The following is a 20,250-nucleotide window of genomic DNA, read 5'->3' as shown; positions in this document are numbered from 1 at the left end:
ACGCAAAACCCGCACGCGTGGTTACTTCAACCGCCCCGACAGGAATTGCCCGAGCCGTTCGCTCTTCGGATTCACGAGAATCTCCTGCGGATTCCCTTCCTCCTCGATCTTGCCCTGATGCAGGAAGATCACGTGATTCGACACGTTGCGCGCGAAGCCCATCTCGTGCGTGACGACGACCATCGTGCGGCCTTCTTCGGCCAGCTTCTGCATCACCTTCAGCACTTCGCCCACCAGTTCCGGATCGAGTGCCGACGTCGGCTCGTCGAACAGCATCACTTCCGGCTCCATCGCGAGCGCACGCGCGATCGCGACGCGCTGCTGCTGGCCGCCCGACAGGTGCGCCGGATACATGCCTTCGACGCGCGACGCGAGGCCGACCTTCTCCAGATACTTGCGCGCGCGTGCGACCGCTTCATCCTTGCCGATCCCGAGCACGGCCATCGGCGCCTCGATCACGTTCTCGAGCACCGTCATGTGCGCCCACAGGTTGAAGTGCTGGAACACCATCGACAGCTTCGTGCGCATCCGCTGCAGCTGCTTCTGGTCGGCCACGCGCAGCGCGCCGTTGCGGTCACGCGTGGTCTGGATCGGTTCGCTGCCGATCGTGATCTGCCCCGAGCACGGCTGCTCGAGGAAGTTGATGCAGCGCAGGAACGTGCTCTTGCCGGAGCCGCTCGAGCCGATGATGCTGATCACGTCGCCGGCCTTCGCCTTCATCGACACGCCCTTCAACACCTCGTTGTCGCCGAACTTCTTGTGCAGGTTGTCAACGGTAAGCTTGTACATGCTGGGTCCTTCCTTGCGAATCTTGCGGATGCGTTAATGGCTGCGCGGCGAGAGGTACGCGAGCCAGCGCGTCTCGAGCTTGCGGAACGCCCAGATGAGCGTGAACACGACGGCGGCGTACAGCACGGCGGCGATGCCGTAGGCCTGGAACGACATGTACGTCGCCGAATTGACGTCGCGCGTGACCTTCAGGATGTCGGGCACGGTCGCGGTGAACGCGAGCGTCGTCGCATGCAGCATCAGGATCACTTCGTTGCTGTAGCTCGGCAGCGAGCGGCGCAGCGCGGACGGCAGGATGATGCGCGTATAGAGCTTGAAGCGCGACATCCCGTAGGCCATCCCGGCTTCGATTTCGCCGGCCGACGTCGCCTTGATCGCACCGGCGAAGATCTCCGTCGCATATGCGCACTCGTTCAGCACGAATGCGAGCAGCGTGCAGTTCATCGCGTTGCGGAAGAACGTGTCGAGCAGCACGTGATCGTGCACGACCTGCAGGCTGTAGATGCCCGTGTAGCACATCAGCAGCTGCACGTAGAGCGGCGTGCCGCGGAACACGTACGTATAGAGCCAGACGGGGCCCGAGATCCAGCGGTTCGACGACGCGCGCGCAATCGCGAGCGGCACGGCGAGCGCGAAACCGAGCGCGATCGACACGACCAGCAGCCACAGCGTGATCGCGAGGCCGCTGAAGCGGTAGCCGTCGGTATAGAGATAGCTTTGCCAGTACTGGCTGACGAGTTCGATCACAGTGCGAGCCTCCGGACACCGACGGAATAACGCTTCTCGAGGTGATGCAGCACGACGTTGGACACCGTCGTGATCGCGAGGTAGATCGCGCCCGCAGCCAGCGTGAAGAAGAAGAAATCGAGCGTGCTCTTGCCTGCGTCCTGCGACGCCTTCACGACGTCGGCGAGGCCGATGATCGACACGAGCGCGGTGGCCTTCACGAGCACCTGCCAGTTGTTGCCGATGCCGGGCAGCGCGAAGCGCATCATTTGCGGGAACAGGATGCGGCGGAACACGCGCCAGCCGCTCATCCCGTACGCGAAGCCGGCTTCGAGCTGGCCGCGCGGCACCGCGAGGAACGCGCCGCGGAACGTCTCGGTGAAGTACGCGCCGTAGATGAAGCCGAGCGTGATGACGCCCGCCACGAACGGATCGATGTCGATCTGGTCCCAGCCGAGCATGTCGGTGAAATTGTTCAGCAGGATCTGGATCCCGTAGAACAGCAGCAGCATCAGCACGAGGTCCGGCACCGCGCGGATCAGCGTCGTGTAGAAGGTGCCGATCGACTTGAGCATGCGGTTCGTCGACAGTTTCGCGCTCGCGCCGATGAGGCCCAGCACGAGCGACGCGGCGAGCGACAGCACCGCGAGCTTCACGGTCTCGACCGTGCCGGCCCACAGCAGCGGGCCAAATCCTTGGAAGATCATATGAGGGATCCAGAACGAGGTGGCTGGATTGTCAATAGCCATTAGCCGCGCATCAAACGATATCTGCGCACAACCTGATGCACCCTGCTCATCAAGTCGGACACGTCACGCGATGCGGGTTGCACCCACGACAGGCGCGGCGCGCGCCACAGCCGGAGCGCGCCGCATGCTTGATCAGCCGCCGTAGACGTCGAACGCGAAGTACTTCTTCTCGAGCTTCTTGTACGTGCCGTCCTTGATGATGTCGGCGATCGCATGGTCGATCTTCGCCTTCAGGTCGGCGTCGTCCTTGCGCAGGCCGATGCCGGCGCCGTTGCCGAGCGTCTTCGGATCGTCGATGTCCTTGCCGGCGAATTCGAAGTTCGCGCCGCGCGGCGTCTTCAGGAAGCCGATGTCGGCCTGCACCGCGTCCTGCAGCGCCGCATCGAGGCGGCCCGACATCAGGTCCTGGTACACGCCGTCCTGGTTCTGGTAAGGCACGACCTGCACGCCCTTCGGCGCCCAGTAGGCCTTCGCGTAAGTTTCCTGGATCGTGCCCTGCTCGACGCCGACCGACTTGCCCTTCAGCGAATCGGCCGTCGGCTGCAGGTTCGCGCCCTTCTTCGTGACGAGGCGCGTCGGCGTATTGAACAGCTTGTCGGAGAACGCGATCTGCTCGGCGCGCGCCGGCGTCATCGACATCGACGACAGCACGCCGTCGAACTTCTTCGCCTTCAGCGCCGGGATCATCCCGTCGAAGTCGTTCTCGATCCACACGCATTTCGCCTTCAGGCGCGCGCAGATCTCGTTGCCGAGATCGACGTCGAAGCCGACGACCTTGCCGCTTGCGTCCTTCGATTCGAACGGCGGGTAGCTGGCGTCGACGCCGAACCGGATCGTCGACCAATCCTTGGCGTGGGCACCGACCGCGATGCAGGCAAGGGCAATACTGAGCGCGAGTTTCTTCATGGCGTTCCTGTCAGAGGCGAACTGGGCAGGGATCCCGTCGGGCGGCGCCGCCGTGAACCCTTCCAACCCGGGGATCGCCCTTCCGGCGACACTCGAAGTTGTACATACAACTTTGCCTTTTCAGGAGGTACGCCAGCAATCCGTGTTTATCACTAGTTGTCGGCGGATTGTTTCACCAACGGCGTTTTTCCTTTAATTTCAATTAACTACGAATTACGAAAAGCTAAACAACAGCTTTCTCCATACGTACTCGCACCGCCACGAACCGGCTTTCACTTGTCTAGACGTGGCTACGCCGCACCGCGCGGCCCGTCCGCCATCCCGACCGTTTCCAGACCGACCAGCCGGTACCCGAACTGCAGCTCCGTCAGCAGGTGCCGCGGCCGCGCGGGTACCGGTTCGAGCTTCTGCCGCAGGTTCGTCATGTACACGCGCACGTAGTGCGCGCGATCCGCGTCGTGAATGCCCCAGACCTCGGCCAGCAGCTGCCGCGCCGCGACCACGCCGCCGCGCGCGCGGATCAGCGCCGCGAGCAGCCGGAATTCGAGGCGCGTCAGGTGGACGGGCTCGCCGCTCCGAGCGACTTCGTGCTTGCCGAGATCGACCGTCACGTCGCCGAACCGCACGATCGACGACGATTGCCCGTCGGCCGACACGAACGCCGCGCGCCGCAGCTGCGCGCGCGCCCGTGCGAGCAGTTCGGGCACGCCGAACGGCTTGGGCAGGTAATCGTCAGCGCCCGCGTCGAGCGCCGCGACCTTCTCCACCTCCTGCTGGCGCGCCGACAGCACGATCACGGGCACCGTCGACCACTCGCGCAATTCACGGATGAAGGTCTTGCCGTCGTCGTCCGGCAGCCCGAGATCGACGATCACGAGATCGGGCTTGCTGCTCGACGCATACATCCGCGCCTCGCGGGCCGTCGACGCCTCGCAGGTGTCGAGCCCTTCCTGTTCCAGCGCCATCCGCACGAAGCGGCGAATGTCCGATTCGTCTTCGACGATAAGTACGCGCGATCTGATCATGTCCGGCTCTCGTGTTCGATGTCGGGCGGCGCGCCCAGCGGCAGACGAATCTCGAACCGCGCGCCGTGCGGATCGAGCGGCACCGCGCGGATCGAGCCGCCGTGCGCGTTGACGATGCTGCGGCACAGCGCGAGCCCGAGCCCCACGCCGCTGATCGACGATTCCTTGCGTTCGCGCTCGAACGGTTCGAACAGCGGCTCGGTGTTGCGCGCGATGAAACCGGGCCCGTCGTCCTCGACGAACACGTACAGCGTTTCGCCGAACACGCGTGCGCGCACCGACACCGCCGCCTCCGCGCCCGCGTATTTCGCCGCGTTGTCGAGCAGGTTCATCAGCACGCGCTCGATCAGCAGCGCGTCGACGTCGATCAGCGGCAGGTCGGCCGGCAAGTCGGCGCTCACGTCGCGGCCGACCAGCACGCCGGCCGAATGCGCGAGCGCGCTGCCGACGATCTCGTCGAGCATGTGCCACTCGCGATTGAGCCGCACGCCTTCGCTCTGCATGCGCGCGAGATCGAGCAGGTTCACGACGAGCCCGTGCAACGCCTCGGCCTGGTTGCGGATACCGTGCGCGAGCGCGGCCGGCTGCCCTTCCGCCAGACGCTCCGGCTTCTCCAGCGTCTCGGCGAGCCCGCGGATTGCGGTGAGCGGCGTCTTCAGGTCGTGCGACACGGCGGCCAGCAGCGCATTGCGCAACCGTTCGCCTTCGATCCGGACCAGCGTGTGCTGCGCGACGCCGACGTAGTGCACGCGTTCCAGTGCCATCGCGATCGACGAGCACAATGCATCGATCAGGCGGCGATCGTCGGGGTCGGTCGGCACCGGCTGCGCATCGCCGAACAGCACGAGCACGCCGCGGACGCGCATCGGCGCCTTCAGCGGCAGGTATTGCGCGGCCGCGCGTTCGAACGGCGGCATCCCGCAACCGGCAGCGCGTGCGTTCTCGAAGACCCAGCGTGCAGTCGGCACTTCGACGAACCGTGCGTGCTGCGCGGGCATCAGGCGATCGTCCGCATCGGGCAGCACGAGCGCGACGCGGACGCCGAGCAGCGGCGCGATCGTGCCGGTGCAGATCGATGCGATCTGCTCGGTCTCGATCGCGGCCGACAGATCGTGCGCGACGCGCGCGAGTGCGGCCGAGCGTTTCTCGTTCGCCCGCGCGGCGCGTGCCTCCGCGCGCAGGCGGGCCGCGAGCTGGCCGATCGCGAGCGCGACGGCCAGCATCAGCGCGAACGTGAACACGTACTGCGTATCGGACACCGCGAACGACAGCCGCGGCTCGACGAAGAAGAAGTCGAAGCAGCCGACGCAGACGAACGCGGCCCATGCACCGGCCAGCCGGCCGAGCCGCAGCGCGATCAGCACGACGGTCATCAGGAACAGCATCACGACGTTCGACAGGTCGAACACGCGCAGCAGCGCGCTTGCCGCGAGCGTCGCGAGCGCGCAGACGAGCGTGGCCAGCAGCAGCGGCACCACGTACTGCGACACCCAGACATGCGTGCGCGGATGCGCCTCGCGCACCGCCAGCGCGGGCTGCGCGTCGGGCCCGGCGCCCGCGATGCGGTCGGCCATCGCCGCGCATGCGCGCAGCACGCTGCGCCAGCGATCGCGGCCCGCACCGGTTTCCAGCGGCGCCCTCGCCCGTCGATTCGCTTCGTTCACGTCCACATTCACATCCATGATCGCTTCCGGCAATTGAAACGCCGAACGGCCCCGCGCACGCCGCGAAGGCGTGAGCGGGGCCGCGACGGCGCGTTCGGTCAGATAAACGGCGTCAGCAGCATGTCGATCAGCTTGATGCCGATGAACGGTGCGACGATCCCGCCCACCCCGTAGATCAGCAGGTTGCGCCCCAGCAGCTTTTCGGCCGGCTCCGCGCGGTACTTCACGCCTTTCAGCGCCAGCGGAATCAGCGCGACGATGATCAGCGCGTTGAAGATCACCGCCGACAGAATCGCCGACGTCGGGCTGTGCAGGCCCATCACGTTCAACGCGCCGAGCGCCGGATACGTCGCGACGAACGCGGCCGGGATGATCGCGAAATACTTCGCGAGATCGTTCGCGACGCTGAACGTGGTCAGCGCGCCCCGCGTCATGATCATCTGCTTGCCGACCTCGACCACCTGCATCAGCTTCGTCGGGTTGCTGTCGAGGTCGACCATGTTGGCCGCCTCCTTCGCCGCCTGCGTGCCGCTGTGCATCGCGACGGCCACATCGGCCTGCGCGAGCGCCGGCGCGTCGTTGGTGCCGTCGCCCGTCATCGCGACGAGATGGCCCTTCGCCTGGTGCTCGCGGATCAGCCGCAGCTTGTCTTCGGGCGTCGCTTCGGCCAGGTAGTCGTCGACGCCGGCTTCCGCCGCGATCGCGGCCGCGGTCAGGCGGTTGTCGCCGGTGATCATCACCGTCTTCACGCCGACCTTGCGCAGCTCGGCGAAGCGCGCGCCGATCCCGTGCTTGACGATGTCCTTCAGCTCGATCGCGCCGAGCACCGTGGAGCCGTCGGCGACGACGAGCGGCGTGCCGCCGCGCCGTGCGATGTCGTTGACGGCCGTCTCGACCGTTTGCGGAAACACACCGCCGAGCGCATCGACATGCGCGCGGATCGCGGACGCCGCGCCCTTGCGTACCCGGCGTTCGCCGATATCGAGGCCGCTCATCCGCGTGCGTGCGCTGAACGGCACCGCGATGCTGCCGTCGGCCGCCGACACGTCCAGCGAGAAGCGCTGCTTCGCGAGCGCGACGATCGAGCGCCCCTCGGGCGTCTCGTCGGCGAGCGACGACAGCTGCGCGGCTTCGGCCAGCGCACGTTCGTCCACGCCCGGCGCCGGCCGGAACTGCACGGCCTCGCGGTTGCCGAGCGTGATCGTACCGGTCTTGTCGAGCAGCAGCACGTCGACGTCGCCGGCCGCCTCGATCGCACGGCCCGACGTCGCGAGCACGTTCGCGCGCATCATGCGGCTCATCCCCGCGATGCCGATCGCCGACAGCAGCGCGCCGATCGTCGTCGGGATCAGGCACACGAGCAGCGCGATCAGCACGGTCAGGCTCACGGCCGAGCCCGATGCGTTCAGCAGCACGCTGAACTGCGAGAACGGCAGCAGCGTCACGCACACGAGCAGGAAGATGATCGTCAGCGCGACGAGCAGGATCGTCAGCGCCACTTCGTTCGGCGTCTTGCCGCGCTTCGCGCCTTCGACCATCGCGATCATCCGGTCGAGGAACGCTTCGCCCGGTTGCGCGGTGATCTTCACGATGATCCAGTCGGACAGCACGCGCGTGCCGCCCGTCACCGACGAGAAATCGCCGCCCGACTCGCGGATCACCGGCGCGGATTCGCCGGTAATCGCCGACTCGTCGACCGAGGCAACGCCGTCGATCACTTCGCCGTCGGCCGGAATCGTGTCGCCCGCCTCGACGAGCACGATGCTGCCGGCCGCGAGCTCATCGCTCGGCACGCGATGGCTCGTGCTGCCGAATTGCTTCGGCTCGTCGAGCACCTTCGCGTACACGCGCTTGCGCGCCGCGCGCAGCGCATCGGCCTGCGCCTTGCCGCGCCCTTCGGCCAGCGCCTCGGCCGCGTTCGCGAACAGCACGGTGAACCACAGCCAGCACGCAACCGCGAAGATGAAGCCGGCCGGCGCGTCGGCGGTGCCGGTCAGCGCCTGCAGCCACAGCATGGTCGTGACGATGCTGCCGAGATAGACGACGAACATCACCGGGTTCTTCAACTGCACCTGCGGCGCGAGCTTGCGGAACGCTTCGCGCACCACGGCCGTCCAGCGCATCGGCGGCACGGCGCCGACCGGCATGGCCGCCGGGTTGATCGGGGTTTCGATATGGGACATGAGTGACTCCGTGGTTCCTGCTATTGCTTCGCGCCGGCCGCGTGGCCGAACGCGCGGTCGAGCGCGAGGTTCAGGTCGAGCACGCGCACGCGCGGTTCGCCGAGCACGCCGAGCTGGCGCGGCGAGGCGATGCGGTCGACCAGCGTCGCGACCTGCGCGGCATCGACGCCGCGCGCATGGGCAACGCGCGCCGCCTGCAGCCGCGCGTTCGCGACCGAGATCTCGGGATCGAGCCCGGACGCGGACGCGGTGACGGCGTCCGCCGGTACCGGCGTACCGTCGGCGAGCGCGTTCTCCTGCCGGTACGCACGCACGCGCTGCGCGATGTCGGCGAGCAGCTTCTTGCTGGTCGCGCCCTGGTTGCTGGCGCCGCTGCCGGCCGCGTTGTACGGCTGGTCGACCGTCTTCGACGGATCGGCCGGATCGGTGCCGACCGTCGCGCTCGGCCGCGCATGGAAGTAGCCGGCTCGCGTGAATTGCTGCCCGATGACTGCCGAGCCGATCGTCGTGCCGTTCTGCTGCACGAGACTGCCGCGCGCCTGCGCCGGGAACAGCACGTTCGCGACGCCCGTGGTGAGCAGCGGATACGCGAGGCCCGTCACGAGCATGAACAGCACCGACGATGCGATCACGGGCCGCACGAGGCCGCGCGTCGCCGCGCCGAACGAAGAACCGGGTGCCGGCGCGGCGGCGGCCGCTGCCTGGCGATTGCCTTGAATCATGATGTTTCCCTCAGAACAGTTGGCCGCCCGACATCAGCAGGTGCTCGACGACCGGGCCGAGCGCGAGCGCGGGCAGGAACGTGAGACCGCCGACCACCAGGATCACGAACACCAGCAGGCCGGCGAACAGGCCCGTCGACGTCGACAGCGTGCCCGCGCTTTCCGGTACGCCCTTCTTCGCGGCGAGGCTGCCCGCGACCGCGAGCATCGGCAGCAGCGTCAGGTAGCGGCCGATCAGCATCGCGAAGCCGATCGTCGTGTTGAAGAACGGCGTGTTCGCGTTCAGCCCCGCGAACGCGGAACCGTTGTTGGCCGTGCCCGACGTGTACGCGTACAGCACTTCGCTGAAGCCGTGCGGCCCGAGGTTCGCGAGGCTATCCATCGTCGAGTGCAGCATCGCGGCCAGCGCGGTGAAGCCGAGGATGCTGAACGGGTGCGCGAGCACCGCGAGCATCACGAACTTCATCTCGCGCGCCTCGATCTTCTTGCCGAGGAATTCCGGCGTGCGGCCGATCATCATCCCGACGAGGAACACCGTGAGGATCGCGAACGTGAACAGGTTGATCAGCCCGACGCCGTCGCCGCCGAACACGTTGTTCAGCATCATCTGCGCGATCGGCACGAGGCCGCCGAGCGGCGTCAGCGAGTCGTGCATCGCGTCGACCGAACCGGTGGTCGCCGCCGTCGTGACGGTCGCGAACAGGCTCGTCTGCGCGATGCCGAAGCGCATTTCCTTGCCTTCCATGTTGCCGCCCGGCTGCGCGGCGCTCATCTGCTGATCGACGCCGAGCCCGGTGAGCAGCGGATTGCCGTGCTGCTCGGCCGAATAGATCACGGCGAGGAAGCCGACGAACATCACGACGAATGCGCCGAGGAGCACCCAGCCCTGGCGGCGCCGGCTGATCATCGTGCCGAGCGTATAGGTCAGCGCGGACGGGATCAGCAGCATCGACAGCATGTGCAGCGTGTTCGTGAGCGGCGTCGGGTTCTCGAACGGATGAGCGGCGTTCATGCTGAAGAAGCCGCCGCCGTTCGTGCCGATGTGCTTGATCGATTCGAGGCTCGCGACGGGCCCCATCACGATCTGCTGGCGCGCGCCTTCGAGCGTGGTCGCCCACGCGTCGGCGGCGAGCGTCTGCGGCATGCCCTGCCATACGTACACCAGCGCCATCGCGAAACTGAGCGGCAGCAGCACGCGATAGGTCACGCGCGTGAAGTCGACCCAGTAGTTGCCGATGTCCGCCGCGCTCTTGCGGCTCAGCCCGCGGATGAAGCCGCCCGCGGCCGCGACGCCGGTCGCCGCGCTGACCACCATCAGGAACGTGATGACGGCCATCTGCGAGACGTTCGACAGGCTGCTCTCGCCCGCATACGCCTGCCAGTTCGTGTTCGTGATGAACGACGCGGCCGTGTTGAACGCGAGGTCGGGGCTTTGCGACGCGCGCTGCAGCGCATCGAACGGCAGCACGTCCTGGATGCGCAGCAGCAGGTAGCCGAGCAGCATCATCCCGGCGTTACTGAGCAGCAGCACCATCCCGTAGCGCTGCCACGACATCGCTTCGTCGGGGTTCACGCCAAGCAGCGCATAGGTACGGCGTTCGACCCACGCGTGGCGCGGGCTCGTGAAGGCGTGCGCGAGCCATTTCCCGACGACGGGCACCAGCGCCAGCATGATCGCGAGAACGATCGCGAATTGAATGAGATTGTTGAACATGTCGACGCTCGCTCAGATCCGGTCGAGGCCGGTGATGAAACCGGCCGTCAATGCAAAGAACGCGAGCGTGAAAAAAATGAAAAGCAGATCGCTCATGACATTCACCGATATTTTCGAATTCCTGTTGAATCGCGCCGATCAATACCGCTCGGGCTTGATCAATGCATGAAACAGATAGATAAAGAGCGCGAGCGACAACGCGCCGGTGATCCACAACATGGCTTTCCCCTTTTTTCGTATGCGCGGCAACGCCGCGCGACCGTCGGCGCAGCGGGCCCTGCCGTATCGGCGCAGGCCCGGATGACGCCCCCATGCTCATCTGGCGAATGGGATGCGACAGTGTAGAAATCCGCGTATCAAAGCGGTGTTCAATTTCCTTGCAGGGAATAAAAAAGCTGTAAAGACGGCAACCGGCCGGCGCGCGTTTTTATGCATTCTTTTCAGGGCCGGTGCGAGTCTATACACCGTATCGCCACCGCGATTCTTAAACTGGGCGCCATGTCCAAGACGAGCTTTCCGCGGTGCGGAGCTCGATGCGTGCCGGGGGATGAAAGCATGAAACCGACCAGAACCGAATCCGCTGCTTCACGCGATCTGCCGCCCGTCCGCTCGCGGCGCAGGCTCCCTGCAGACGAACTCGTGCTGCTGTCGATCCGTGTCGAATCGGACAACCTCGCGGCCGTGCGCCGCCGGCTGCATCAGGCCGTCGGCGCCGCGCTCAATTTCTACACGGCCGCGATCGACAACCGTACCGGGCGCGCATGCATCGAGCTCGAAGTCGCGCGGTCGCAAGCATCGCCCGCGATCCTGTCGATCCTCCGCCTGCTGCCGGCCGCCGAATTCGGCACGATCCGCCTGCTGCAGCACTAGCCGGCGTTCACCGCCGCCGCGCGTGACACGTGACACACGTCACACGCGCCCCCTTTCATCGATTCGAACGCGCGTGCCCGCACGGACACGCGCGACGAATCGTCGTTCCCGTCGCAACGGGCCTTTCCAGGAAGCACACGCAATGAAAAAAGCAGTCGTCGGTACCCTCTCCCTCGCCTTCTTCGGCGCCGCCGCGCACGCGCAAAGCAGCGTCACGCTCTACGGGATGCTGGATGCCGGTATCGCCTATACGAACAACCAGTCGGGTAAAAGCGCGTGGCAGCAAGGCAGCGGCCTGCTGTCGAATACGGTCTTCGGCCTGAGCGGCAACGAGGATCTCGGCGGCGGCCTGCATGCGCTGTTCCGCCTCGAGAACGGCTTCAACCTGAACAACGGCACGCAGTCCTACAAGAACACGATGTTCGGCCGCCGCGCGTACGTGGGCCTGCAGAGCGACCGCTACGGCGCGCTGACGCTCGGCCGCCAGTACGACGCGGTGGTCGACTATCTCGGCCCGCTCGCGATGGCGAACAACGGCGACGGCAACAACCTCGCGTCGCATCCGTTCGACAACGACAACATCGACGATTCGTTCTACATCGACAACGCGGTGAAATACACGAGCCCGACGCTCGCCGGCTGGCAGTTCGGCGGCCTGTACGGGTTCAGCAACGCGGCCGGCGGCTTCGCGAACAACCGCGCGTACAGCGCGGGCGTGTCGTATGCGAACGGGCCGGTCAGCCTCGGCGCCGCGTACCTGCAGCTCAACCGCGGCGGGCTGACGGCCGGCGGTGCGCTGTCGACCAACGACGCGCCGAACTTCCCGGCCGTGCGCCAGCGCGTGATGGGCGCCGGCGGCAGCTACGCATTCGACCGGCTGACGGTCGGCGCGCTGTGGACGCATTCGATGTTCGACGAAACGGCCGCCTCGTCGCTGCCCGGCGCGCTGAATGCGCTGCGCTTCGACAACTACGAGGTCAACGCGCGCTATGCGCTGACGCCGGCCGTCTCGCTCGCGGGCGCCTACACGTTCACCGACGGCCGCTACGACGACGCAGCCGGCAGCCACCGGCCGAAATGGCATCAGGTGACGCTGATGGCCGGCTACGCACTGAGCAAACGCACCGACGTGTATGCGGAAACCGTGTACCAGCACCAGTTCGGCGTGCCGTCCGGCGCGACGCTCGGGTTCGCGAACGTGACGGGGCTCGCGGCTTCGTCGACGAATACGCAGGTGGTCGCGACGGTCGGCATCCGGCATAGGTTCTGACCGCGCGCCGGCCGTCGCAGGCCGGCCGCTCTGTGCAATCCCGCATGGACGCGCGCCGGCCGAACAGGGATCATTCGGGAATCCGGGCCCGCTCGCCCGCGAAACCGGTACACTCGGCGCCGGGCGCGCGCCGGATCGGCATTCGGCAGCGGGCCGCCGCCGACTCTGGAATCGCGATCCCATGACCACACCGATCTATCAGGAAATCAAGGACTTCATCCTCGCCCGCATTCATGCCGGCGAGTGGGCGGAAGGCGACCAGGTGCCGTCGGAGAACGAACTCGCGCGCGAATTCAACGTCGCGCGGATGACCGTCAACCGCGCGCTGCGCGAACTGACGGCCGAACAGGTGCTCACGCGCACGCGCGGCTCGGGCACGTATGTCGCATCGCCGAAGTACGAATCGACGCTCGTCGCGATCCGCAGCATCTCGGACGAAGTCGCCGCGCGCGGCCACGGCTACCGCGCGCAGGTGCTGCAGGTCGGCGCGGCCGTCGCCGATGCGAAGCTCGCCGACGAACTGCGGCTCGACACCGGCAGCCCGATCTTCCATTCGCGCGTGCTGCATTTCGAGAACGACACGCCGGTGCAGCTCGAGGAACGCTGGGTCAATCCGGCCTGCGCGCCCGAATATGCGTTGCAGGACTTCACGACGACGACGCCGAACCAGTACCTGACGCGCGTCGCGCCGCTGCAGCGCGTCGAATACCGGATCGAGGCCGCGATGCCCGACGCCGAAACGCGCCGCCACCTGACGATGGACGACCGCGAGCCGTGCCTGCTGCTGCATCGGCGCACGTGGTCGCAGGGGATGGTCGCGTCGGTCGCCAATCTGTGGCACCCGGGCAGCCGTTACCGGTTCACCGGGCATTTCTGATGCCGATGCGCGGGTTCACCGCGCGGCGGCGCGCCCCCATCGCTCGATCGCGCTGACGGCCAGCGTCAAACCGTCCTCCTGCGCGATGCGCGTGCCGAGTTCCGTCGCACGCGCCTTCGTCTCGCTGCGATCAGCAAACGCGATGGCACGCGCCAACACTGCAGCCTCCATACGCCGCCCCGCCACGGGTGCATCGGCGACACCCAGTCGCTGCAACCGGTTCGCCCAGAAGAACTGATCGCCCGCGAACGGCACGACGACCGACGGAATGCCGGCCCGTGCAGCCGAATGCGTGGTGCCCGACCCGCCGTGATGAATCGCCATCGATACGCGCGGGAACAGCCAGTCGTGCGGCGTGTCACCGATCACGCGAACCCGTGCCGGCAGCATCGACGCGTCGATACCGCTCCAGCCCGGATAGAACAGTGCGCGCCGGCCGGCGAGCGCATCGGTCAGCGCGTCGACCATGGCTGCCCGGTCGAAGCCGGCCATGCTGCCGAATCCGATGTACACGGGCGGATCGCCCGCTTCGAGAAACGCCGACAGCTCGGGCGGCGGCGCCCATGCACGCGCATCGATCCGCCACTGGCCGCATGCCTGCACATTCTCCGGCCAGTCGACCGGGCCGGACAGCAGCGCCGGCGACACACCATAAAGCATTGGATGCTCGGTCCACACATGCTTGCGCGGCGGCAACCCGCACACGCTGCCGCGCGCCACGTTCGTCGACTTCCTGAACGCCTGCCACAACAGCGCATTCACGAACCGGTGGCTCGCGCGATTCAGCCAGCGCGGCAACTTTCCCGGCGGCAGGAACGGCGACGCGAATCCGGCGGTCGGCGTGATCGGAATCATGCCGGTGCCGATCGCAGGTACACCGCGATACTCGGCGACCGACAGCCCGACGAACGACGCAAGCCCCGACACGAGGATCGCGTCGCAACCGGCCGACGCATCCGCGACTTCGCGCATCCACGCCGCCGTGTTCGCATTCGCGATCGCCGCGAGCGCCTTCGACGTGTCGGTGAAGCCACCACGCCCGCGCACCGCATCGGCCAGCGCGCCGTCCGGCGCGATCGCGCGGCGGATGTCGCCGGACAACGGTGCCGACGGCACGCCGAGCGCGGCAGCGGCCCCGAGCGTCGCCGCGTCGGCAAGCAACCGGGCGTCGTGGCCGGCGTCCAGCAGCGCGCGGCCCAGCGCCGCGAGCGGACGCGTGTCGCCTTCGGTGCCATAGGTGGCAATGACGAACTTCATGCACGACTCCTCGCACGACGGAAGCAGGTGGATTCTAAAAAATGCACGTCGTATACTAATGCAATTCGTACATTTTCAGCCAATCCCCCGCCATGACGATTCAGACCGACGATCCGGGCCGCCGTGCACGCAAACGCATCCAGATGCTCGCGCATCTCGCCGCCACCGCTGCGCGCCTGTTCGATGCGCACGGCTACGAGGCCGTCACGATGGAGCAGATCGCCGCCGAGGCCGATGTCGCGAAGCGCACGCTGTACAACCACTTTCCGACGAAGGAAGCCGTGCTCGCGCACTGGCTCGAAGGCGAACTCGCGCGCGATCTCGCACATCTGCAGCACGACGTCGCGCGGCGCAAGACCTTCGCGTCGCGCATCGGCTGCGTGCTCGACGCGTCGGCCGCATGGTGCGAACAGCATCCCGCGTACCTGCTCGCGTACCTGCGGCACCGGCTCATGAGCATCGGTGCAGTCGAACCGGACAGGAGTGGACAGAACGGCAGCGACATCGCGCTGGTGTGGCAGCAACTGATCGTCGCGGGGCAACAGGCCGGCGAACTGAACGGCACGCTGCAGGCGGATCAGCTCGCCACCTGGTTCCATCACCTGTATCTCGCGGCGATGCTGCGCTGGCTGACCGTGCCGGGATTGTCGCTGAAACGGGAGTTCCAGTCGGTCGCGAAGCTGTTCATCGAAGGCGCGGAAGCGAAGCGCTGAGCAACGCCCGCGTTCACCTCAGGCAGTCACACGCTCGTACGCTTACAAGCGCCCGAGCACGACCGCGAGCAGCGAGCGCCCGAAACGGGCGACCGCCGCGCCGCATGTCACCCACGCACGCTTCATTTTTTCGGTGTCGCGTTCGCCGCCCGCGCACCGCGTTGCGCGGCAGCGTCACCGCCCGACGGCCATTGCGTCTCGTCGAGCAGCCGGTCGAACAGCCTGGCGCGCTCGTCGTCCGACAGCGGACACAGCCCGAACATCGCCGATAGCGCGAGCCCCCATGCGGCCTTCCATCGCAGCAGCGCGAGATCGGGATCGCCCGATTCGGCCGCCATCCGCTTCACGTTCTCGGCATCGGTTTCCCGCACCTTCTGCAACGGCGCGGGATCCTCGACGAGCGCCGCCATGATCGCGAGCGCCGCCGACGGCTGCTGGTCGATCACTTCACGCATCGTCGCGATCTGCGCGGACAGCGTCGGCTGCGCTTCGCGCGGATCGCGCGCGGCCAGATAGTCGCGCTGGAAGCGTTGGTAGGTGTCCTGCTGATGTTCCATCAGCGCGTTCAGCACGTCGCCTTTCGTGCGGAACTGATGCATCAGGCCGCCCTTGCTGATCCCGCTTTCGCGCGAAATCGCATCGAACGTGAGCTTGCCCGGACCGTCGCGCTCGAGAATCGCGAGCGCCGCCTGGATCGCGGCAGTGCGCGTTCGCTCGGAACGCGTCGGGTTATCCATGAACTGTCCCCGGTATGGAGTGAGGCCATGCGACCGCGGCGTACCGTTGCGATCGCATGAAAGAAGTGCGCGGAGTCTATCACAAACAAACCGCCTGGTCGGTTTACATCCGGAAATGGCGGTGCTACGATCGGCTCCCGCATCGGCCCCGGCCGGATGACGGGCACGTCGCGCACGGCATGGTGCGACGCGAGCGCCATCTGCAGCCTGGCTTTCCGGCCGATGACTGCTACCGGATGGCCTGTCGTCCCCGATCTTCATGCGGTTATTGCGCCCCACAAACAAACCGTCTGGTTGGTTTTTTTTCATAAACCCGAGCGGCGATGCCGCCCTGTTGCACGACCCTTCGCACCGGCTCCACCGGCGCGAATCCCGACCCGGAGAGTCAGATGAACCGATCGATCAAGCCCAACCACCTGCTCAATGCCGCGCTTTGCGTCGCACTCGCCGGATGCGCCGGCGTCCAGCCTACCCGCTACAGCGGCATCGAATCGTCGCCGTACCTGCGCAGCGATCCGCAGGACAAGTCGGGTCGCGTGCCCTATCGCTACGCGCTGCCGGCGAACTGGCACCCCTACCGGAAGCTGATCCTCGACCCGGTCGCGATCTATCGCGGCACCGATCATCAATTCGGCAACCTGACCGACCAGGACAAGTCGACGCTCGCCACGTACATGGGCGACACGTTCGCGAAGAAGCTCGGCAAGCGCTTCGAGCTGACGAGCACGCCGGGCCCCGACACGCTGCGCGTAAAGCTGACGCTGACGGGCGCCGTCACCACGACGACGTTTGCCGGCGCCTTCGCGCATTTCGATCTCGCAGGCAACGTGTACAACGGCGTGCAGGCGATCCGCGGCCGCGAAGGCGCGTTCACGGGTTCGGTCATCTACGCGGTCGAGATCCGCGACGCGTCGACGAACCGGTTGATCAACGCATACGTGACGAAGCAGTATCCGAATGCGATGAACATCGGCGCGAGTTTCGGCGCGCTCAGCGCGGCAAGGACCGGCATCGACAAGGGTGCCGATGCGCTCGTCGCACAATTCGACTGAAGCCTGCCGGCGTACGTTGGCACGTGTCGCACAGATGCGTGCGGGGTGGCCGCGGGCGGCGATCTTCTGGCTCGTTCCGCTCGCGGCCGCTGCGTGCTGTCTCGCATGGGGTGCGTCGCTGCTCGGCAGCCGCGGCCCGACGATCACGATCGCATTCGCGACAGCCGACGGACTCGAAGCCGGCCGATCGACGCTGCGGCTGCGCAACGTCGAAATCGGTCGCGTCACGCGCGTTCGTGCAGCGCGCGGACAGCCGGGTGTCGTGATCAATGTCCGGCTGGACACCGACGCGCGCGCACTGGCGGTGGCGGACACGCGCTTCTGGATCGTGCGGCCGCGCATCGGGCCCGGTGGCCTGTCGGGTCTCGACTCGATGCTGTCCGGTTCATACCTCGCGGCCACCCTCGGCCGTTCGCACGAACCGCGCACGCGTTTCACCGGGCTCGATGCGCCGCCCGTGACCGAGGACGGCGGCCGGCATTACACGCTGCGCGCGACCTCGCTCGGCTCGGTCGCAACCGGTTCGCCGGTCTACCACCGGCGCGCACGCGTCGGCCAGGTGACCGGCCATGCGCTCGATGCAGACGGACACGGCGTATCGATCGACGTATTCATCGCCGCGCCGTTCGATCGCCACGTCGATGTCGATACGCGCTGGTGGCAGGCCGGCGGCCTCGGCCTGCGGCTCGACGCAGGCGGCATGCAACTCGACACGCCGTCGATTGCCGCGCTGCTCGCCGGCGCGCTCGCGTTCGGGTCACCGCCCGGACGCGCATCGACCATCGCAGCACCGGAAGGCACACGCTTTCGCGTCGCCGACAACGAAATCGACGCGATGCGCACGCCGAATGCACCGGCCGCGCCGGTGGTGATGCGTTTCGACCGCTCGCTGCGCGGCCTCGCGGTCGGTGCGCCGGTGGATTTTCGCGGTATCGAACTCGGCAACGTGACGGCCGTCGGCACCGAATACAACGCCGCACGCGGCGACGTCACGATGCGCGTGACGATGGCGCTCTACCCCGATCGTCTCGGGCAGCGCTATCGCGACGTGCTCGGCAACGGCGACACCGACGCCGGCAGGGCATTGCTGCGCACGCTCGTCGCACGCGGTTTGCGCGGCCAGTTGCGCATCGGCAATCCGATTGCGAACCGGTCGTATGTCGCGCTCGACATGTTCCCGCACGCGCCGCCTGCATCGGTCGACACGACCCGCGAACCGATTGCACTCCCGACCGTGCCCGGCACGCTCGACGTGCTGCGCGACCAGATTGCCGACATCGCCGGTACGGTTTCCCGATTGCCGCTCGACCGGATGGGCGCGCACCTGAACGCCGCGCTCATGAACACCGATGCGCTGTTCGCACGACTCGATACCGAACTCGCGCCGCAAACGCGCGATGCGCTGCGCACCGCACGTGGGGCATTCATGACTGCGCAGACCATGCTTCGACAAGAGGGTGCGAACGCATCGAACGTCCGCCGCACGCTGACGCAATTTGCGCGTACATCGAGCGCACTGCGCGTATTGGCAGACGATCTGGAACAACATCCGGAATGGTTGCTGCCGAACGGTTCAGGCGTCACGCGGCAGGATCACGTACCGCATCCGGCACGTACGGCGCGGTAAATGCGTCGCGCGACGCACACACATTATTACGACGAACGCACGCACCGCATGCCAAATTTCCCGCGCAGCAGTATGCTGATGACGTACGGCGGCGCACTGTGCATCGGGTAATCCCTTCGTTCGCACGTGATCGCGCCGCCGTCGCGACCGCAATCATGCGTTGCAAGGAGGGTTGTGATGGCTACCACGCATCAGCACTTCCACCTCGAACTACGGCACGCCACCGCGCCGACTTACTTCATCAGTTACCTGTTCCCCGCCTTGCTGTTCGTGTACGAACTGTTGCGCGTCGGCCAGTGGATCCGCGATCACGGGATGCAATTCGCCGCGTTCAAGCAGATGGGCTACGAGTATCTGCTGATGCTGCTGTTCGTCGGGTTACAGATCGTCGTCGAGGCGATCTTCCTGCTCGGCGCCGCGATGCGCCGCGACAATCGCGACTTCGAGCACCGGCTGCCGAACGTCATGCTCGGCATCGGCTGCTCGATCGCGGTGCTCGCGCTCGATCTCGCGATCCAGCTGTCGTTCTGACGGCGGGCGGGCCCCGCCCGCCGGTTGCCGGGCGCTCAGGCGCCCGCGTCGCGCACGCACGTCGCGATGGCGGCCAGCACGTCGTCCGTCCGCTCGCGGTGCGGCATGTGCCCGCATTGGGCGAGCAGCAGGAACGACGACGGCCCCGCGACGCGCGCGGCGATCCGCTTCGGATGCACGTCGGACCCGTATTCGTCGTCTTCGCCGTGAATCGCGAGCGTCGCGCATTGCACGCGCGGCAGCTCGTCATCAAGATTCCAGTTGCTGAACGCCGGCGACAGCCACGTTTCGACCCAGGCGCGCAGCACCCATTCGGCCTTGTCGCCGTGATAGCGCGCAAGCCGCCCGAGTTGCCCCGGCTCATCGAACTGCTGTCCTGCATCGCGAATGCCGGCCAGCGTGCGATCCTCGACGAACGCCTGCGCAGCAACCGTCACGAGTGCGCGACAGCGATCCGGATAGGCGGCCGCACAGCCCACCGCCATCCCGCCGCCAACGCTGTGCCCGAACACGACGAACGCATCGACGCGCAGTTGTTCGAGCACCGCAGCGAACGCATGATCGGCCTCGTCGCGCACGAACGTCGTGCCGAGCTTCCCCGGATGACGATCCGAGCGGCCGAAGCCGAGGCGGTCGTATGCGATCACGTCGCGCTGCGTGGCACGCGCGAGTTGCTCGGGAAAGTCGCGCCACAGATCGACGCAGCCGAGCGAATCGTGCAGCAGCACGATGGGCGCTGTCGCGTCGTGCGCCGCACGCGCACGCCAGCGTTTCGCAAAGAGACGTCCTTGCGGCGTCCCGACGGTTGTCTCCTCGGTCACGATATCGGTCATGTGTC

20 protein-coding genes are annotated in these 20,250 nt (G+C 66.8%); 8 read left to right on the top strand and 12 right to left on the bottom strand.

From position 1 onward, the window contains the following. Positions 1-21: 21 nt before the first annotated feature. The 9 genes from OHZ10_RS22710 to kdpA all read right to left on the bottom strand — a co-directional run bounded on the left by OHZ10_RS22710 (position 22) and on the right by kdpA (position 10,478). A complete protein-coding gene (locus OHZ10_RS22710; RefSeq protein WP_174993080.1) occupies positions 22-789 on the bottom strand; it encodes an ABC transporter ATP-binding protein in 768 nt (255 codons plus the stop codon). A 33-nt stretch (positions 790-822) separates the two neighbouring features. Next, complete coding sequence (locus OHZ10_RS22705) at positions 823-1,536, bottom strand: ABC transporter permease (protein WP_059237437.1); 714 nt, start codon at positions 1,534-1,536, stop codon at positions 823-825. Then, the gene (locus tag OHZ10_RS22700; protein WP_059237438.1) at positions 1,533-2,222 is read right to left on the bottom strand and encodes an ABC transporter permease; all 690 of its coding nucleotides are present in this window, start codon (positions 2,220-2,222) and stop codon (positions 1,533-1,535) included. Before OHZ10_RS22700 ends, OHZ10_RS22705 begins: the two co-directional genes overlap by 4 nt. Before the next feature lie 174 nt (positions 2,223-2,396). Further along, a complete protein-coding gene (locus tag OHZ10_RS22695) occupies positions 2,397-3,170 on the bottom strand; it encodes an ABC transporter substrate-binding protein (RefSeq protein WP_059237439.1) in 774 nt (257 codons plus the stop codon). Positions 3,171-3,460: 290 nt separating this feature from the next. Further along, complete coding sequence (locus OHZ10_RS22690) at positions 3,461-4,195, bottom strand: response regulator (protein ID WP_059237440.1); 735 nt, start codon at positions 4,193-4,195, stop codon at positions 3,461-3,463. After that, positions 4,192-5,877 carry a DUF4118 domain-containing protein gene (locus OHZ10_RS22685; RefSeq protein ID WP_342705832.1) on the bottom strand — a complete coding sequence of 562 codons (1,686 nt, stop codon included), beginning with the start codon at positions 5,875-5,877 and terminating at the stop codon, positions 4,192-4,194. Before OHZ10_RS22685 ends, OHZ10_RS22690 begins: the two co-directional genes overlap by 4 nt. Before the next feature lie 80 nt (positions 5,878-5,957). After that, the gene (kdpB, locus tag OHZ10_RS22680; RefSeq protein ID WP_425394794.1) at positions 5,958-8,042 is read right to left on the bottom strand and encodes a potassium-transporting ATPase subunit KdpB; all 2,085 of its coding nucleotides are present in this window, start codon (positions 8,040-8,042) and stop codon (positions 5,958-5,960) included. A 20-nt stretch (positions 8,043-8,062) separates the two neighbouring features. Next, complete coding sequence (gene kdpC / locus OHZ10_RS22675; RefSeq protein WP_174993078.1) at positions 8,063-8,764, bottom strand: potassium-transporting ATPase subunit KdpC; 702 nt, start codon at positions 8,762-8,764, stop codon at positions 8,063-8,065. A gap of 10 nt (positions 8,765-8,774) precedes the next feature. Then, positions 8,775-10,478 carry a potassium-transporting ATPase subunit KdpA gene (kdpA, locus tag OHZ10_RS22670; RefSeq protein ID WP_342705831.1) on the bottom strand — a complete coding sequence of 568 codons (1,704 nt, stop codon included), beginning with the start codon at positions 10,476-10,478 and terminating at the stop codon, positions 8,775-8,777. Here kdpA and OHZ10_RS22665 point away from each other — a divergent pair. The 4 genes from OHZ10_RS22665 to hutC all read left to right on the top strand — a co-directional run bounded on the left by OHZ10_RS22665 (position 10,458) and on the right by hutC (position 13,495). Next, the gene (locus OHZ10_RS22665; protein ID WP_230950415.1) at positions 10,458-10,823 is read left to right on the top strand and encodes a hypothetical protein; all 366 of its coding nucleotides are present in this window, start codon (positions 10,458-10,460) and stop codon (positions 10,821-10,823) included. The genes kdpA and OHZ10_RS22665 overlap by 21 nt on opposite strands. Positions 10,824-11,033: 210 nt before the next feature. Next, a complete protein-coding gene (locus OHZ10_RS22660; protein ID WP_081051941.1) occupies positions 11,034-11,348 on the top strand; it encodes a hypothetical protein in 315 nt (104 codons plus the stop codon). Positions 11,349-11,490: 142 nt separating this feature from the next. Continuing rightward, on the top strand, positions 11,491-12,618 hold the full coding sequence (locus tag OHZ10_RS22655; RefSeq protein ID WP_342705830.1) for a porin: 1,128 nt from the start codon (positions 11,491-11,493) through the stop codon (positions 12,616-12,618). A 181-nt stretch (positions 12,619-12,799) separates the two neighbouring features. Beyond that, on the top strand, positions 12,800-13,495 hold the full coding sequence (gene hutC, locus OHZ10_RS22650; protein WP_174993075.1) for a histidine utilization repressor: 696 nt from the start codon (positions 12,800-12,802) through the stop codon (positions 13,493-13,495). Between the two features lie 15 nt (positions 13,496-13,510). Here the strand turns inward: hutC and OHZ10_RS22645 are convergent, their stop codons facing one another. Continuing rightward, on the bottom strand, positions 13,511-14,752 hold the full coding sequence (locus tag OHZ10_RS22645) for a glycosyltransferase (RefSeq protein ID WP_342705829.1): 1,242 nt from the start codon (positions 14,750-14,752) through the stop codon (positions 13,511-13,513). 92 nt (positions 14,753-14,844) lie between these two features. Between OHZ10_RS22645 and OHZ10_RS22640 the strand changes: the two genes are divergently transcribed. Continuing rightward, positions 14,845-15,465: a TetR/AcrR family transcriptional regulator gene (locus tag OHZ10_RS22640; RefSeq protein ID WP_174993073.1), complete on the top strand. Its 621-nt coding sequence runs from the start codon at positions 14,845-14,847 to the stop codon at positions 15,463-15,465. Positions 15,466-15,587: 122 nt separating this feature from the next. Here the strand turns inward: OHZ10_RS22640 and OHZ10_RS22635 are convergent, their stop codons facing one another. Continuing rightward, positions 15,588-16,202: a TetR/AcrR family transcriptional regulator gene (locus OHZ10_RS22635; RefSeq protein WP_059237448.1), complete on the bottom strand. Its 615-nt coding sequence runs from the start codon at positions 16,200-16,202 to the stop codon at positions 15,588-15,590. Positions 16,203-16,591: 389 nt separating this feature from the next. Here OHZ10_RS22635 and OHZ10_RS22630 point away from each other — a divergent pair, with 389 nt between their 5' ends. The 3 genes from OHZ10_RS22630 (at position 16,592) to OHZ10_RS22620 (ending at position 19,412) form a co-directional block, all read left to right on the top strand. Further along, positions 16,592-17,254 carry a DUF3313 domain-containing protein gene (locus OHZ10_RS22630; protein ID WP_342705827.1) on the top strand — a complete coding sequence of 221 codons (663 nt, stop codon included), beginning with the start codon at positions 16,592-16,594 and terminating at the stop codon, positions 17,252-17,254. 34 nt (positions 17,255-17,288) lie between these two features. Further along, entirely contained in the window at positions 17,289-18,881 is a 1,593-nt protein-coding gene (locus tag OHZ10_RS22625) for an intermembrane transport protein PqiB (RefSeq protein WP_342705826.1), read from the top strand. 177 nt (positions 18,882-19,058) lie between these two features. After that, complete coding sequence (locus OHZ10_RS22620; protein ID WP_059237450.1) at positions 19,059-19,412, top strand: hypothetical protein; 354 nt, start codon at positions 19,059-19,061, stop codon at positions 19,410-19,412. 35 nt (positions 19,413-19,447) lie between these two features. Here the strand turns inward: OHZ10_RS22620 and OHZ10_RS22615 are convergent, their stop codons facing one another. After that, positions 19,448-20,245 carry an alpha/beta hydrolase gene (locus OHZ10_RS22615; protein ID WP_342705825.1) on the bottom strand — a complete coding sequence of 266 codons (798 nt, stop codon included), beginning with the start codon at positions 20,243-20,245 and terminating at the stop codon, positions 19,448-19,450. Positions 20,246-20,250 lie beyond the last annotated feature (5 nt).

Source organism: Burkholderia arboris (assembly GCF_038723655.1).
GTDB lineage: Bacteria > Pseudomonadota > Gammaproteobacteria > Burkholderiales > Burkholderiaceae > Burkholderia > Burkholderia arboris.
The sequence above is the reverse complement of the archived record's forward strand: the minus strand, read 5'-3'. Positions and strand labels throughout refer to the sequence as shown.

Coding starts and splice junctions, on each gene's coding strand:
- OHZ10_RS22710 (WP_174993080.1), bottom strand. CDS start 789: ATGTACAAGCTTACCGTTGACAACCTGCACAAGAAGTTCGGCGACAAC.
- OHZ10_RS22700 (WP_059237438.1), bottom strand. CDS start 2,222: ATGATCTTCCAAGGATTTGGCCCGCTGCTGTGGGCCGGCACGGTCGAG.
- OHZ10_RS22695 (WP_059237439.1), bottom strand. CDS start 3,170: ATGAAGAAACTCGCGCTCAGTATTGCCCTTGCCTGCATCGCGGTCGGT.
- OHZ10_RS22690 (WP_059237440.1), bottom strand. CDS start 4,195: ATGATCAGATCGCGCGTACTTATCGTCGAAGACGAATCGGACATTCGC.
- OHZ10_RS22685 (WP_342705832.1), bottom strand. CDS start 5,877: ATGGATGTGAATGTGGACGTGAACGAAGCGAATCGACGGGCGAGGGCG.
- kdpB (WP_425394794.1), bottom strand. CDS start 8,042: ATGTCCCATATCGAAACCCCGATCAACCCGGCGGCCATGCCGGTCGGC.
- kdpC (WP_174993078.1), bottom strand. CDS start 8,764: ATGATTCAAGGCAATCGCCAGGCAGCGGCCGCCGCCGCGCCGGCACCC.
- kdpA (WP_342705831.1), bottom strand. CDS start 10,478: ATGTTCAACAATCTCATTCAATTCGCGATCGTTCTCGCGATCATGCTG.
- OHZ10_RS22660 (WP_081051941.1), top strand. CDS start 11,034: ATGAAACCGACCAGAACCGAATCCGCTGCTTCACGCGATCTGCCGCCC.
- OHZ10_RS22655 (WP_342705830.1), top strand. CDS start 11,491: ATGAAAAAAGCAGTCGTCGGTACCCTCTCCCTCGCCTTCTTCGGCGCC.
- hutC (WP_174993075.1), top strand. CDS start 12,800: ATGACCACACCGATCTATCAGGAAATCAAGGACTTCATCCTCGCCCGC.
- OHZ10_RS22645 (WP_342705829.1), bottom strand. CDS start 14,752: ATGAAGTTCGTCATTGCCACCTATGGCACCGAAGGCGACACGCGTCCG.
- OHZ10_RS22640 (WP_174993073.1), top strand. CDS start 14,845: ATGACGATTCAGACCGACGATCCGGGCCGCCGTGCACGCAAACGCATC.
- OHZ10_RS22635 (WP_059237448.1), bottom strand. CDS start 16,202: ATGGATAACCCGACGCGTTCCGAGCGAACGCGCACTGCCGCGATCCAG.
- OHZ10_RS22630 (WP_342705827.1), top strand. CDS start 16,592: ATGAACCGATCGATCAAGCCCAACCACCTGCTCAATGCCGCGCTTTGC.
- OHZ10_RS22625 (WP_342705826.1), top strand. CDS start 17,289: ATGCGTGCGGGGTGGCCGCGGGCGGCGATCTTCTGGCTCGTTCCGCTC.
- OHZ10_RS22620 (WP_059237450.1), top strand. CDS start 19,059: ATGGCTACCACGCATCAGCACTTCCACCTCGAACTACGGCACGCCACC.
- OHZ10_RS22615 (WP_342705825.1), bottom strand. CDS start 20,245: ATGACCGATATCGTGACCGAGGAGACAACCGTCGGGACGCCGCAAGGA.